A 15,988-nucleotide genomic window follows, 5' to 3' on the forward strand; every position below is an offset into this window, starting at 1 on the left:
TACTAATGAACCAATGATACCTATGAACTAATGAACCATATAAACAATGACATATTATTGAAAGAAGTAAAAGTATCAGAGAAAACAACAGCTTTGTGTTGAGAGGCCATAGTCTTTGTTCCACTGTCCATGGTCATTGCTGACTATGGTCTATGGTCTATCAACTATGGACTCTTTAATTACCTGCTATGAGAAAGCTTCGGATTATTAGTATTACTCGGCTTTGATGTCACCACCTTTATACCTGTAACCTATCAACGTAGTAGTCTGCTACGATCCTCAATGGAAGTCTCATCTTGTGGCTAGTTTCGCACTTAGATGCTTTCAGCGCTTATCTATTCCCAACGTAGCTACTCTGCAGTACACCTGGCGGCATAACAGATTCACCAGAGGTTAGTCCAACCCGGTCCTCTCGTACTAAGGTCAGCCCCACTCAAACTTCCAACGCCCACAACAGATAGGGACCGAACTGTCTCGCGACGTTCTGAACCCAGCTCGCGTGCCACTTTAATGAGCGAACAGCTCAACCCTTGGGACCTTCTCCAGCCCCAGGATGTGACGAGCCGACATCGAGGTGCCAAACCTCCCCGTCGATATGAGCTCTTGGGGGAGATCAGCCTGTTATCCCCAGCGTACCTTTTATCCTTTGAGCGATGGCCCTTCCATGCAGAACCACCGGATCACTATATCCGTCTTTCGACCCTGCTCGGCTTGTCTGCCTCACAGTCAAGCAAGCTTATGCTATTGCACTCCGCGTACGGTTACCAAGCGTACTGAGCTTACCTTTGAAAGCCTCCGTTACCTTTTTGGAGGCGACCACCCCAGTCAAACTACCCGCCAAACAATGTTCTCCAGTTATAGAGTTAGACACCAAATACAGAAAGGGTGGTATTTCAACGTTGACTAACATACTCCTAGCGAAGCATGATCACAGTCTCCCACCTATCCTACACATCCTGTATCCGATATCAATGTTAAGTTGTAGTGAAGGTGCATGGGGTCTTTCCGTCCCGTTGCGGGTAACCGGCGTCTTCACCGATACCACAATTTCACCGAGCTCATGGCTGAGACAGCGCCCAGATCGTTACACCATTCGTGCAGGTCGGAACTTACCCGACAAGGAATTTCGCTACCTTAGGACCGTTATAGTTACGGCCGCCGTTTACCGGGGCTTCGATTCAATGCTTCGCCTTGCGACTAACATCCCCTCTTAACCTTCCGGCACCGGGCAGGTGTCAGGCCATATACGTCATCTTTCGATTTTGCATAGCCATGTGTTTTTGTTAAACAGTCGCCTGGGCCTTTTCACTGCGGCTGATATTGCTACCAGCGCCCCTTCTCCCGAAGTTACAGGGCCATTTTGCCGAGTTCCTTAGCCATGATTCACTCGAGCACCTTAGGATTCTCTCCTCGACTACCTGTGTCGGTTTACGGTACGGGTTTTTATAACCTGAAGCTTAGCGGGTTTTCTTGGAAGTCTGATTACCTGAACTATTACCTTACCCGAAGGCTCAGTATACTATCAGCTTTCAGCAAATCTGGCGTACTTAACTACCAAACCTATACCTACGGCCTTTAACGAACTATTCCGTCAGTTCGCGTCAGTGTCACTACTCCGTCACCGCATCGCAGTTATAAAAAGTACTGGAATATTAACCAGTTGTCCATCGGCTACGCCCTTCGGCTTCACCTTAGGCCCCGACTAACCCTGATCCGATTAGCGTTGATCAGGAAACCTTAGTCTTTCGGTGGGCGGGTTTCTCTCCCGCCTTATCGTTACTTATGCCTACATTTGCTTTTCTAATTCCTCCACAGTCAATTGTCTTTCCTGCTTCACCGGCAATTAGAATGCTCCCCTACCAGTAAATATTTTCATATCTAATCCATAGCTTCGGTATAACGCTTAATGCCCGTTTATTATCCATGCCCGATCGCTCGACTAGTGAGCTGTTACGCACTCTTTAAATGAATGGCTGCTTCCAAGCCAACATCCTAGCTGTCTGTGCAATCGGACCTCGTTAGTTCAACTTAGCGTTAATTTGGGGACCTTAGCTGATGGTCTGGGTTCTTTCCCTCTCGGCCATGGACCTTAGCACCCATAGCCTCACTGCAATGTATATTATATAGCATTCGGAGTTTATCTGGATTTGGTAGGATTTGACTCCCCCGCACCCAATTAGTAGCTCTACCTCTATATAACTTTACCATCACGCTGTTCCTAAAAACATTTCGGGGAGTACGAGCTATTTCCCAGTTTGATTAGCCTTTCACCCCTACCCACAGATCATCCGGAAACTTTTCAACGTTTATCGGTTCGGTCCTCCAGTACCTGTTACGGCACCTTCAACCTGTCCATGGGTAGATCACAAGGTTTCGCGTCTACCCCCTCTGACTATACGCCCTATTCAGACTCGCTTTCGCTTCGGATCCGTGTCTTAAACACTTAACCTTGCCAGAGAGGAGTAACTCGTAGGCTCATTATGCAAAAGGCACGCCGTCACCCAACTTGTGGGCTCCGACCGCTTGTAAGTACACGGTTTCAGGTTCTATTTCACTCCCCTGTTCGGGGTTCTTTTCACCTTTCCCTCACGGTACTGGTTCACTATCGGTCTCTCAGGAGTATTTAGCCTTACCGGATGGTGCCGGCAGATTCCCACAAGGCGTCTCCGACCTCGCGGTACTCAGGATACCACTATCCTATCATTCATTACCCGTACGCAGCTCTCATGCTCTATGGCGGGGTTTCCCACCCCCTTCCGGTTTTGTTTGATATTCATGTTGTGGTCCTACAACCCCTACTATGCCGTAACATAATAGGTTTGGGCTTCTTCCCTTTCGCTCGCCACTACTCAGGAAATCATTATTATTTTCTCTTCCTCTGCTTACTTAGATGTTTCAGTTCAGCAGGTTTGCGCATATATGCAACTATTCTTCAAATAGTTAGGTTTCCCCATTCGGAAATCCGCGGATCAATTCATATTTGCTGATCCCCGCGGCTTATCGCAGCTTATCACGTCCTTCATCGCCTCTGAGAGCCAAGGCATCCCCCGTGTACCCTTTCTTACTTTCTTCTATACTTGTACCGCTTTTGCTCGGTACTGTATGCTTTTTGATAACTGTTCGTTCATTGGTTCACTCGTTCATTAGTTCATTGGTATTGCTACCGTTGCACCTTTGATTTTGTAAACTTCTGAAGCCTAACAGTGTCTCTACTGTTGTTTTCTCTTCAATTTTACTTCTTCCAATATGTCAAAGAACTTGTCCCAATACCATATCACTATGATAACTTGCATAATATCCTATCCCTCTCGGGAAACGGTGGGCGTGTGGAGAATAACGGATTCGAACCGTTGACCCCCTGCGTGCAAGGCAGGTGCTCTAGCCAGCTGAGCTAATCCCCCTTTCAGATGCGCTTACAGTATCAAGTAGTTTGTATCAAGTAGCAAGATCTTTCGATCTTTTTACTTTTCACTTTTAACTTTCAACTTGCCTCTCGTAGTCCCGAGCAGATTTGAACTGCTGACCCCTACATTATCAGTGTAGTGCTCTAACCAAACTGAGCTACAGGACTGTTTTTTACGTACAATACTGCCACTACATGGCTGAACCACTGATGGCTTCATCTTCCGGGTTTTTTTTAATTAGATCTGAGTATTGAGATTTGAGTATCGAGATAAAACTTGCGTTCCGGTCTCATAACTCACATCTAATAGCTCATGTCTAATAAGATTAAGAAAATAATCATGCAGGTAACAGCGCAGGCTGTTATAATAAAAAAGAATGTTTGCTTAAGATTTCGGGATAATGCTCCAGAAAGGAGGTATTCCAGCCACACCTTCCGGTACGGCTACCTTGTTACGACTTAGCCCCAGTTACCGACTTTACCCTAGGACGCTCCTTACGGTTACGCACTTCAGGCACTTCCAGCTTCCATGGCTTGACGGGCGGTGTGTACAAGGCCCGGGAACGTATTCACCGCGTCATTGCTGATACGCGATTACTAGCGAATCCAACTTCACGGGGTCGAGTTGCAGACCCCGATCCGAACTGTGAATGGCTTTACGAGATTGGCATCCTGTTGCCAGGTAGCAGCCCGCTGTACCATCCATTGTAGCACGTGTGTAGCCCCGGACGTAAGGGCCATGATGACTTGACGTCGTCCCCTCCTTCCTCTCTATTTGCATAGGCAGTCTGTTTAGAGTCCCCACCTTAACGTGCTGGCAACTAAACATAGGGGTTGCGCTCGTTGCGGGACTTAACCCAACACCTCACGGCACGAGCTGACGACAGCCATGCAGCACCTAGTTTCGTGCTCCGAAGAGCTGATCCGTCTCTGGATCATTCACTAACTTTCAAGCCCGGGTAAGGTTCCTCGCGTATCATCGAATTAAACCACATGCTCCTCCGCTTGTGCGGGCCCCCGTCAATTCCTTTGAGTTTCACCCTTGCGGGCGTACTCCCCAGGTGGAATACTTAACGCTTTCGCTTAGACGCTGGCCGTATATCGCCAACATCGAGTATTCATCGTTTAGGGCGTGGACTACCAGGGTATCTAATCCTGTTTGATCCCCACGCTTTCGTGCCTCAGCGTCAATCATACTTTAGTAAGCTGCCTTCGCAATTGGTGTTCTGTGACATATCTATGCATTTCACCGCTACTTGTCACATTCCGCCTACCTCAAGTACATTCAANGCCAGAGAGGAGTAACTCGTAGGCTCATTATGCAAAAGGCACGCCGTCACCCAACTTGTGGGCTCCGACCGCTTGTAAGTACACGGTTTCAGGTTCTATTTCACTCCCCTGTTCGGGGTTCTTTTCACCTTTCCCTCACGGTACTGGTTCACTATCGGTCTCTCAGGAGTATTTAGCCTTACCGGATGGTGCCGGCAGATTCCCACAAGGCGTCTCCGACCTCGCGGTACTCAGGATACCACTATCCTATCATTCATTACCCGTACGCAGCTCTCATGCTCTATGGCGGGGTTTCCCACCCCCTTCCGGTTTTGTTTGATATTCATGTTGTGGTCCTACAACCCCTACTATGCCGTAACATAATAGGTTTGGGCTTCTTCCCTTTCGCTCGCCACTACTCAGGAAATCATTATTATTTTCTCTTCCTCTGCTTACTTAGATGTTTCAGTTCAGCAGGTTTGCGCATATATGCAACTATTCTTCAAATAGTTAGGTTTCCCCATTCGGAAATCCGCGGATCAATTCATATTTGCTGATCCCCGCGGCTTATCGCAGCTTATCACGTCCTTCATCGCCTCTGAGAGCCAAGGCATCCCCCGTGTACCCTTTCTTACTTTCTTCTATACTTGTACCGCTTTTGCTCGGTACTGTATGCTTTTTGATAACTGTTCGTTCATTGGTTCACTCGTTCATTAGTTCATTGGTATTGCTACCGTTGCACCTTTGATTTTGTAAACTTCTGAAGCCTAACAGTGTCTCTACTGTTGTTTTCTCTTCAATTTTACTTCTTCCAATATGTCAAAGAACTTGTCCCAATACCATATCACTATGATAACTTGCATAATATCCTATCCCTCTCGGGAAACGGTGGGCGTGTGGAGAATAACGGATTCGAACCGTTGATAAATTATCCGGCCCCTGTTTGGCCGAACTCCTATACTATAATATAGTATAAAAAATTTAAGAAATAATCATGTAGGTAACTTGTTATGATACATTGGTATCAGATAATGCTCCAGAAAGGAGGTATTCCAGCCACACCTTCCGGTACGGCTACCTTGTTACGACTTAGCCCCAGTTACCGACTTTACCCTAGGACGCTCCTTACGGTTACGCACTTCAGGCACTTCCAGCTTCCATGGCTTGACGGGCGGTGTGTACAAGGCCCGGGAACGTATTCACCGCGTCATTGCTGATACGCGATTACTAGCGAATCCAACTTCACGGGGTCGAGTTGCAGACCCCGATCCGAACTGTGAATGGCTTTACGAGATTGGCATCCTGTTGCCAGGTAGCAGCCCGCTGTACCATCCATTGTAGCACGTGTGTAGCCCCGGACGTAAGGGCCATGATGACTTGACGTCGTCCCCTCCTTCCTCTCTATTTGCATAGGCAGTCTGTTTAGAGTCCCCACCTTAACGTGCTGGCAACTAAACATAGGGGTTGCGCTCGTTGCGGGACTTAACCCAACACCTCACGGCACGAGCTGACGACAGCCATGCAGCACCTAGTTTCGTGCTCCGAAGAGCTGATCCGTCTCTGGATCATTCACTAACTTTCAAGCCCGGGTAAGGTTCCTCGCGTATCATCGAATTAAACCACATGCTCCTCCGCTTGTGCGGGCCCCCGTCAATTCCTTTGAGTTTCACCCTTGCGGGCGTACTCCCCAGGTGGAATACTTAACGCTTTCGCTTAGACGCTGGCCGTATATCGCCAACATCGAGTATTCATCGTTTAGGGCGTGGACTACCAGGGTATCTAATCCTGTTTGATCCCCACGCTTTCGTGCCTCAGCGTCAATCATACTTTAGTAAGCTGCCTTCGCAATTGGTGTTCTGTGACATATCTATGCATTTCACCGCTACTTGTCACATTCCGCCTACCTCAAGTACATTCAAGCCCATCAGTATCAAAGGCACTGCGATAGTTAAGCTACCGTCTTTCACCCCTGACTTAATAGGCCGCCTACGCACCCTTTAAACCCAATAAATCCGGATAACGCTCGGATCCTCCGTATTACCGCGGCTGCTGGCACGGAGTTAGCCGATCCTTATTCTTACCGTACATTCAACCTCCTACACGTAAAAGGGTTTATTCCGGTACAAAAGCAGTTTACAACCCATAGGGCCGTCTTCCTGCACGCGGCATGGCTGGTTCAGGCTTGCGCCCATTGACCAATATTCCTTACTGCTGCCTCCCGTAGGAGTCTGGTCCGTGTCTCAGTACCAGTGTGGGGGGCCATCCTCTCAGATCCCCTAAACATCGTAGCCTTGGTAAGCCATTACCTTACCAACTAGCTAATGTTCCGCATGCCCATCTTAATCCTATAAATATTTGATCACCAAAAAATGCTATCCGGTGATGTTATGCGGTGTTAATCTCTCTTTCGAGAGGCTATCCCCCAGATTAAGGTAGGTTACATACGTGTTACGCACCCGTGCGCCACTCTCATCAGAAGCAAGCTCCCAAATCCCGTCCGACTTGCATGTATTAGGCCTGCCGCTAGCGTTCATCCTGAGCCAGGATCAAACTCTCCATTGTATAATGTGTTGTTGTTGATCCAGACCCTATTAAACTCAATCAATAGAAATCTGTAAAAAAAAAATATTCTCTTACATTATCCCTGATCAATCTCAAGCTTCTTTTTTATTTAGTATAAAAACCTTTCGGTTGTTACACTGCATAATTTCATTTTCTATCTCTTTTAAGAACTTTTTCCCTTCGCTATCTCAGCTCCGGTATATGTCGTTACATCATTGCGATGCTAAACTTTCAATGTTTTATCCGCCTCGATTCGCTCTCGGCTCCCTCAACGTTTTTCCGCGTTTCCGCTCCCTCGTTTTGGGACTGCAAAGGTAAAAACCTTTTTGTTATTCGCAAACTTTATTTTCTAAATTTCTTAAGCTCGCTTTTTAACCTTTTTCCACAATCCTCGTTTCCGATTTGGCGGGCTGCAAANGATAATGCTCCAGAAAGGAGGTATTCCAGCCACACCTTCCGGTACGGCTACCTTGTTACGACTTAGCCCCAGTTACCGACTTTACCCTAGGACGCTCCTTACGGTTACGCACTTCAGGCACTTCCAGCTTCCATGGCTTGACGGGCGGTGTGTACAAGGCCCGGGAACGTATTCACCGCGTCATTGCTGATACGCGATTACTAGCGAATCCAACTTCACGGGGTCGAGTTGCAGACCCCGATCCGAACTGTGAATGGCTTTACGAGATTGGCATCCTGTTGCCAGGTAGCAGCCCGCTGTACCATCCATTGTAGCACGTGTGTAGCCCCGGACGTAAGGGCCATGATGACTTGACGTCGTCCCCTCCTTCCTCTCTATTTGCATAGGCAGTCTGTTTAGAGTCCCCACCTTAACGTGCTGGCAACTAAACATAGGGGTTGCGCTCGTTGCGGGACTTAACCCAACACCTCACGGCACGAGCTGACGACAGCCATGCAGCACCTAGTTTCGTGCTCCGAAGAGCTGATCCGTCTCTGGATCATTCACTAACTTTCAAGCCCGGGTAAGGTTCCTCGCGTATCATCGAATTAAACCACATGCTCCTCCGCTTGTGCGGGCCCCCGTCAATTCCTTTGAGTTTCACCCTTGCGGGCGTACTCCCCAGGTGGAATACTTAACGCTTTCGCTTAGACGCTGGCCGTATATCGCCAACATCGAGTATTCATCGTTTAGGGCGTGGACTACCAGGGTATCTAATCCTGTTTGATCCCCACGCTTTCGTGCCTCAGCGTCAATCATACTTTAGTAAGCTGCCTTCGCAATTGGTGTTCTGTGACATATCTATGCATTTCACCGCTACTTGTCACATTCCGCCTACCTCAAGTACATTCAAGCCCATCAGTATCAAAGGCACTGCGATAGTTAAGCTACCGTCTTTCACCCCTGACTTAATAGGCCGCCTACGCACCCTTTAAACCCAATAAATCCGGATAACGCTCGGATCCTCCGTATTACCGCGGCTGCTGGCACGGAGTTAGCCGATCCTTATTCTTACCGTACATTCAACCTCCTACACGTAAAAGGGTTTATTCCGGTACAAAAGCAGTTTACAACCCATAGGGCCGTCTTCCTGCACGCGGCATGGCTGGTTCAGGCTTGCGCCCATTGACCAATATTCCTTACTGCTGCCTCCCGTAGGAGTCTGGTCCGTGTCTCAGTACCAGTGTGGGGGGCCATCCTCTCAGATCCCCTAAACATCGTAGCCTTGGTAAGCCATTACCTTACCAACTAGCTAATGTTCCGCATGCCCATCTTAATCCTATAAATATTTGATCACCAAAAAATGCTATCCGGTGATGTTATGCGGTGTTAATCTCTCTTTCGAGAGGCTATCCCCCAGATTAAGGTAGGTTACATACGTGTTACGCACCCGTGCGCCACTCTCATCAGAAGCAAGCTCCCAAATCCCGTCCGACTTGCATGTATTAGGCCTGCCGCTAGCGTTCATCCTGAGCCAGGATCAAACTCTCCATTGTATAATGTGTTGTTGTTGATCCAGACCCTATTAAACTCAATCAATAGAAATCTGTAAAAAAAAAATATTCTCTTACATTATCCTACCAACATTTGTAATCATAACTACCTTTCGGTTGTTACTCTACATGATTTTCTATTTCTTAAAAGAACTTTTTGCTTCTCCGTCTCGGTTCTGCTATATGTTTTGAAGTTAGTACTTCTTAACTTTTGTATTAAACGTTTGAAGATCGCCTTCAAACATATCCCTTCTGTTTGGGAGTGCAAAGATAGACTTGTTTTTTATCATTGCAAATTAATTTTAACATTTTTTTAAGACACTCATTAATAAGCATATAAGTAATTAAAACCCATTTGTATGGCAATGCCCTTTTTAATAAATTCACACTCAAATCATTAAGGATAAACCACTTAATACAATTTCACATGCCTCAATATTCAGCGAAGCGATTAGTTGATTTATTAAATCTAACCAATAAAAAGCGGGGTTACTCCGGTCAATCCGGGTATCAGAATAGCAACAATCCGGAAAACGGGGCAATGAATAGAATCTACGCTTCTCCTACTTGGTGACCAATAAAAACCTATAACCTATCAGTAAACAATAAAGTCGCCCTACTTACATGAGGTAGCTTTTTTGTTTGAATCTTCACCAGACCTTTATACCGTTGTGTTTTTAAACTTAAGCGCGACACTGTTCACGCATTGCTTACCGATGATGACCAGGTATCTGAGGTGCCCACACGGGTCAGTACGCCTGTGTTGATGGCGATTAGCTCAGCCCTGTATTATTCGAGCCGGTACGGTTCTCCGTTACCGTAATTCAACTGTGGTTGAGTAAAATGCCAGCGCTCTAAACTTTGGCGGCTGAGCCGACGTATTTAAACCCGGGCTGGTTTGCTAGGACCTTTGCATTTTATCCAATGCCGCAACAAAACCTGTAAAAAGGCTATCATCCTCGGCCGACCATGGTTTGCCATTGCGGTAATCCAGCCAGCGGTATTCCAACTTTGAATACTCGTTGCTGATGCCTGGTTCAATGGGTTTTTCGTACAGGTTATCGGCTACAACGCGATAACCACTCTCAGTATTGCTAACGGGTATCTTGAAAATGCCAACGTCAGTTACCTGGTGGTGGTGCTTGTCAATAGCTGTTAAGCCGCTTTCGGGCGAGGCAAATTCAGATTTAAGCCATTTGGCGGCTTAGTTCAATACTTCGGCTTCGGTAGGTTTACCCGCAGTGGTGTAAGTAGAATCGTACATTATCTTCCCCTGTATCACGGGCAGCATTACTTTTGGCTCGCGCTTTTCCGCTATGGTTTCTAAAGGTAGCAGGAAGCAAATCAGAAATATTGTATTAAACATTGTGATAGGGTTTAGTATTAGTTTTTTTGAGCGGCCCAGAATATGGCATTGCTGAAAAGCCGTTTGTAATGATCATCGTCGAAAAGCACAGGCGAGTGGCCCATAAAAATGTAAACGTTGCGCGCTTTAACATTCGGGTTGGTCCATATTACCGGGTGGTCGCCCATTTTTACATTGCCGTTTGGTATGTAGCTGCTCTCTTCAACCGATGCCAACACATGCACATTTGGCCTCGGGCTTTGATCATAGGTATACCACTCCTCTTTTTGGATCCAGAATGAGGATGGGATGCCTTTCATTACCGGGTGGGCCTTATCCTCCACATTCACCTCCCCTTTTGCAAAGCCGGGTATATAGCTTTTAAACCTCACCTGCCCCATGAATTTATGGAACCATGGCCAAATCGGGAAGCCATCAAACTCGCCCAGCAACGTGGCGTGGTGAAAGCCTATCCAACCACCCCGGCCTTGGTTAATATACTGCTCAAAAGCCTTCACAGCCTTCTCTTTCCAAGAATAAGGAGGAAAATCTAGTTGGATAAACAGTTGGTATTTACTTAAAAAGGCACCGTCGATATTATCGGTAGTGGTTATATAATCCACGGTAAAGTTGCTGTCGGCGGAAAGTTTATCCAGCCATACTTTCGCTACTTTCGAGTACTCAATATGATTCCCGCCGTTCTCATAAATGGCTATTACTTTAAAACGTGGCGCTTTTTGCGCGTGGCATGCAAATGCAAAAACGCAGAGCAGGCTTATTAAAATTGATCTTTTCATATATAGATATCTGTAGGTTCATTTTGATGCAGCCCAATTAACGGCATCGGTTATTAGTGTAATATAATCTTTGTTGGTAAAATCGTCCGGCGAATGCCCTATGCCGATGTTGGTCATCCGGCGGTATTGTTCATTTGTCCAGATGATAAGATAATCGTTCATGGGTTAATTTTGTTTGAAGTACCGCTCTGTGGTAGCCAGCACTTTAGCTTTAGCAAAACTTTGTAAAGTATAAATTTTGCCATCAGTCCCCCTTAGTTTAAAATTTGTTGCCATAGCGCCGATTGCCAGCGTTGGGTGCACACTTTATGCAAAGATATATTCGTTCACCAGGAACAGAAGCGCAAATGAGATCAATATCAAAAACCGGTTCTTTTTCATTCGATAGTTTTTATGGTGTGGCTACGGCTAACAAATATCAGGCAGCGTGTGGCAGCCATTGCTCTGCCCTACGCCCGTCGGTATCTTTGCTTACCGCGGTAGTTGGCGGCCGGAACAAATATTTTTGTAAATATTATGACGGCGGTCATTTTTTATTAGCCATAGATATTTTAACTTTACCTTAGTAAATTCAACTACCATGAAAACCATACGATTTAACTTTAACCACCCGGTAAATGGCAATGCCATTTTTACACCGGTGAACTGTGTTGGGGGTGCTTGTTTTAGGATGAAGGTACAAAGTTCGAAAGGCGATCTGCTGGAGATACCGGTTACAGAATGTAATGCGGGCAAATGGAGACTGATCCTCGATTGGGAGTACGACGGCAGAATGTTTTCTCATCAGGAAGATTTTGAAGTTGCAGCAGGTAAAGCAATATCCTGATTTTGGCCGTACTGCACAATTACCATTTATTCTTGCCCTACCCCTTTAGGGAGCAGTTTCTTTAAGCACGGGCACCTTGGTGTTTTTGATGGCGTTGTTTTCTACCTCGTTGTTAAAAGGCGCTACATCTTGCATAGTGCGGGATGGATAACGCTTGGTATCGAACTTGCCCGTCCAGTCCGCGTTTTTACTGCCGCCTATTAAAATGCCGGTACCACATTGGTTTATCTTATTGTTTTTGATAACGCAATCACTTGCCGCAATATAGAATCCGGTATCTATCTTTCCTTTCGCCATGCCATACATCAGCCTGATAGCAATTGGCAAGCCTTTAAACTTGTTATTGGTGATGGTGTGCGTAGTGCCGTTAACCCGTACACCACCTGTACCGCCCGCAAATGTATTGCTATCAACCAGGCATTCATGCCCGCCTCGCATTACCAGTTCGCCGTGGCAATCTTCAAAATAATTATTGACGTATTTATTGCCCGATGATTTATTGCTGATCACTTCCGGTTCGCCGTTGCAGCGGATAAAGCGGTTATCCCGCACCGTGGCGTAGGAATAGCGATTGCCCAACATAATAGGGTCCTGCCCTATTTGTACGCACTCGCCGCCGTTATTCCCCTTCCAGGTAACGCTGTCCTTATCCATAAATGTGTTATGATCGATAAGGGTGTAGAGCGATACATCTTCTTTGCCAACCCGAACCTGCACTTCCTGGTTGTTAAAATTGGCACTGAAACTGCAATTATCTATACGGTTATGATCGCCGTTACCCGATACTACCACGATGGGCATAAAATCGGTATTCACGGTATCTTTGATGAACTTGCAATCGCTCAGTCTGCAATACCTGGCGGCATCCAGATGCACAAGCACCACATCCGAACCTTTACCCTTAAACAGTATACAGCCTTCAAAGCTCAGCCCTTTCACTTCGATGTAGCTACCGGATATTTTAAGTACCGCCCGGCGCACCTCGCCCTGAAAGATCACTTTACCCGTTTTTTCTGCACGGATGATAATTGGCTTGGCGGCAGTTCCGTTAGCGTTTAGTGTTAGGCTCCAGCCGTTGTAATTACCCTTGGCAATTACAATTTCATCGCCCGGCAAAACAACAGCCGCGGCTTTGCTAAACTCTTCTGGAGTTGCTACCTTATAAACTTTGCCAAAACTTAACTGAACAGCGCAAAAGCAGCATACTGTTAATACCCAATATTTTATCATAATATTTAATTTAACAATCAATGCCCACTTACGGGCCCGTTTATATTATTATTCCATTTCCTGCGCATCGCGATGGGCTTTGCCAGGATGCTATTGTTTACAACTTTAAAAAGCTAACCGGCAAACCCGGAGAAAACACTCCAATAACAGAATTGCCGCCATTTAGCCTTACGCTGATAACAGCCCTGCCATTATACGCCTGCAACTTACGCGAACCTTTTGAAGTACCCAGATCATCTATCAGCGTTCCGTTTCCGGAGAGCGAGAAATTTATCCAGTTGGCGGCATCCAGGCAAGGCACTCCGTTGGCGTCATACACCCTCGCTTCAACTGTTGCTACACCATCCTTATCACCTGTTTTAACAAGCAGCACTTTTACGGGCTTTGCCCATTTTTCGGTTTGATAGGATTGCGTAATGGTATCTGTAACAGTCAATTTTCCTTTATAAGCAACCACTTTGATACTATTTACCCCTTTGTTATAAACAACCATCCAGCGCAAGCCTGCCGCCGGGAAATTTTGCGGATCGCGGGTTTTAAAGCCCTGGCTTTTACCGTTCAAAAACAGCTCTGCTCTATCGGCATTGGAGTAAACTTTAACCATCTTTTCTTCGCCGGAGTTTCCCCATCTTTCTGGCCAGCTATGGCCATAAATATGTGCCATCAATTTATCCGACCAATAGGATTGCACTACGTAATAAGATTCCTTTTTTGTGAAGTCGCGCTCTACCACGCCTTTCTGGTTCACGTAAGGCACGGGGTTCTCTGGTCGAATCGGGGTCGAAAAATCTTTAAAGGTCCAAAACGCGGAGCCGGTTAACCAGGGCATTTGTTCCTGTTCTTTCAGGTGCCAGTCGAAAAGGTTGCAAATGTAGGTTTCGCTCCAGTCGCTGTTATCGGCAATGCGGGTAATACCGCTAAATAAAGTAGAATCCACCGGGCCGCTGATGCCTTTGCCGTTGATCACCTTGGCCAGCGCCTTATCCGGTTCTTCGGAGTGCCGGTTGGCATGGCTGTCCCCTCCCCATTCGGCGTGGATAAAATGCGGGACTTTCTTAAACTCTTCCTCTGTAAATTTTTTATAATCAGGATAAAAACCCTTGTACCAGCCGGCCCAAATGGTTGGAGAATATACATCGGGGATATCCCTGCAAAAATCGCAACGGCGGATAGTGGTTTTGCGGGATGGATCGAGCCGGTGAACCAGATCGTTTTGTTCGCTCATAAACGCGCGGATCTTTTGCTTATCAAACTCAGCAAAATCGCCCGGCCAGTCGTTCTCATTACCCAATCCCCATAATATGATAGACGGATGGTTATAATGTTGCCTGATCATGTTAGTGAGCATATTTTTTGCCTGCGCCTTATACGCATCGCCACCAAGGCCTCCGCGGCACCAGGGTTCCTCTTCCCAAACCAACAGGCCCAGGCTATCGCACAGGTTTAAAATAGTTTTGGATTGCTGGTAATGCCCCAATCGAATAAAGTTTGCACCCATCTCTTTTATCAGCAGCATTTCCTGCAACATGATGCTATCGGTTAATGCCGCGGCTACGCCCGCATGGTCTTCGTGCCTGTGTGTGCCTTTCAGCAATAAGCGTTTCCCATTTAAATTAAATGGCCCGTTATCTACAAACAAAAAATTACGGAAGCCAACCTTTTCGGTATGCTTAAACACGTCACCATCTGCGGTGCCTGTAATATCAATGGTATACAAATACGGATCTATTGTGGACCATAGATGCGGTTTGCCGATATTTAGCCTTGGTAGAGATATACCGGACCTTAAGGTATCGGTACTGAATTTTTCTTTAAGTATTATCTTGCCGTTGGCATCTTTCACAAGCAGTTCCCCGCTTACTTTTCTGGCCCCGGTTGGGTTGTAGAAATCAATTTTGGGGGTGATCCAGCCTTTTGACATGCCTTTATCAAGCTCAGCATTAGCGTACAATTTATCAATACTTACTTGTGGCAGGTAAATTAAATTTACATGCCGGTACAAGCCGCCATAAATATTAAAATCTGATAGTTGCGAGGGAATGCTTTCCAGGTCGCGGGTATTGTCGCAACGGATCTCTACCGGCACTTTGCCTTTATATTGCCTGGTAAATGCAGTTGTTTTTTTGAAATCGGCAATGGCATCTGTGATATCCACAGTCCATTCATCATATCCGCCATTGTGGGTACCCACCAGTTTATCATACAAGTACACTTTGGTTTTTTGCCCCGCGCCTTCAAAGTGTAAAATGGTACGCTCAGCGGCATAAGGGTTATTTATGTTTAGCTGTGTGCGGTACCAACCCGGCCCCTGGTAGTAATTCACATCGGGGTCCACCCCATCCCTATCGTTAAAACAATGAGGCAGGGTTACTTTACTCCAGGCAGGATACGCTTCCGGTTTGCCCGGCGATACCGGCCTTATGGCTTCCCACACGCCACCCAAATCCTGCTTTATAAACTCCCAATTATTTGTTAAGCGTTGCTTTTGCTGAGCGTATGCGTTGCTGCACCCCATCATCAACATAAAAAGAATAACAAATTGGCGGCCGCTATGCTTCATTAACATTATTTAAATATTAAAAACCAGGCCCTTAATCTTTCGGGCC

Annotated in this window: 7 protein-coding genes, 2 tRNA genes, 3 rRNA genes and 1 other annotated feature; of the genes, 2 read left to right on the forward strand and 10 right to left on the reverse strand. The window is 46.4% G+C overall.

All coding sequences use genetic code 11. The features are described 5' to 3' along the window. Nucleotides 1–188 precede the first annotated feature (188 nt). The 8 genes from EPL05_RS12185 to EPL05_RS23980 form a co-directional block, all read right to left on the reverse strand. A 23S ribosomal RNA gene (locus EPL05_RS12185) occupies nt 189–3,071 on the reverse strand. 256 nt (nt 3,072–3,327) lie between these two features. Next, a tRNA-Ala gene (locus EPL05_RS12190) sits at nt 3,328–3,401 on the reverse strand. Nucleotides 3,402–3,496: 95 nt separating this feature from the next. After that, nucleotides 3,497–3,571 (reverse strand) — tRNA-Ile (locus EPL05_RS12195). 242 nt (nt 3,572–3,813) lie between these two features. Beyond that, nucleotides 3,814–5,299 (reverse strand) — a sequence feature (most likely nonfunctional fraction of RNA operon). Between the two features lie 413 nt (nt 5,300–5,712). Further along, nucleotides 5,713–7,234, reverse strand: a 16S ribosomal RNA gene (locus EPL05_RS12200). 431 nt (nt 7,235–7,665) lie between these two features. Continuing rightward, nucleotides 7,666–9,187: ribosomal RNA gene (locus tag EPL05_RS12205) — 16S ribosomal RNA — on the reverse strand. A 1,201-nt stretch (nt 9,188–10,388) separates the two neighbouring features. Further along, nucleotides 10,389–10,550 (reverse strand): hypothetical protein, encoded by a 162-nt coding sequence (locus EPL05_RS23975; protein ID WP_166727689.1) that lies wholly within the window; start codon nt 10,548–10,550, stop codon nt 10,389–10,391. Between the two features lie 17 nt (nt 10,551–10,567). After that, entirely contained in the window at nt 10,568–11,326 is a 759-nt protein-coding gene (locus EPL05_RS12210; protein WP_128534253.1) for a ThuA domain-containing protein, read from the reverse strand. Between the two features lie 18 nt (nt 11,327–11,344). Then, nucleotides 11,345–11,488 (reverse strand): ThuA domain-containing protein, encoded by a 144-nt coding sequence (locus tag EPL05_RS23980; RefSeq protein WP_166727690.1) that lies wholly within the window; start codon nt 11,486–11,488, stop codon nt 11,345–11,347. A 185-nt stretch (nt 11,489–11,673) separates the two neighbouring features. Between EPL05_RS23980 and EPL05_RS12215 the strand changes: the two genes are divergently transcribed. Together EPL05_RS12215 and EPL05_RS12220 are read left to right on the forward strand one after the other, a co-directional pair. Beyond that, a complete protein-coding gene (locus tag EPL05_RS12215; protein ID WP_128534254.1) occupies nt 11,674–11,892 on the forward strand; it encodes a hypothetical protein in 219 nt (72 codons plus the stop codon). Between the two features lie 14 nt (nt 11,893–11,906). Beyond that, nucleotides 11,907–12,152, forward strand: a complete 246-nt coding sequence (locus tag EPL05_RS12220) for a hypothetical protein (protein WP_128534255.1) — start codon at nt 11,907–11,909, stop codon at nt 12,150–12,152. A gap of 45 nt (nt 12,153–12,197) precedes the next feature. Here EPL05_RS12220 and EPL05_RS12225 read toward each other — a convergent pair whose 3' ends face one another. Beyond that, nucleotides 12,198–13,382, reverse strand: coding sequence for a polysaccharide lyase 6 family protein (locus EPL05_RS12225; RefSeq protein WP_128534256.1), 1,185 nt, complete (start codon nt 13,380–13,382; stop codon nt 12,198–12,200). 97 nt (nt 13,383–13,479) lie between these two features. After that, nucleotides 13,480–15,942, reverse strand: coding sequence for a glycoside hydrolase family 2 protein (locus EPL05_RS12230; RefSeq protein WP_128534257.1), 2,463 nt, complete (start codon nt 15,940–15,942; stop codon nt 13,480–13,482). Nucleotides 15,943–15,988 lie beyond the last annotated feature (46 nt).

This window comes from Mucilaginibacter gilvus, from assembly GCF_004054195.1.
GTDB lineage: Bacteria > Bacteroidota > Bacteroidia > Sphingobacteriales > Sphingobacteriaceae > Mucilaginibacter > Mucilaginibacter gilvus.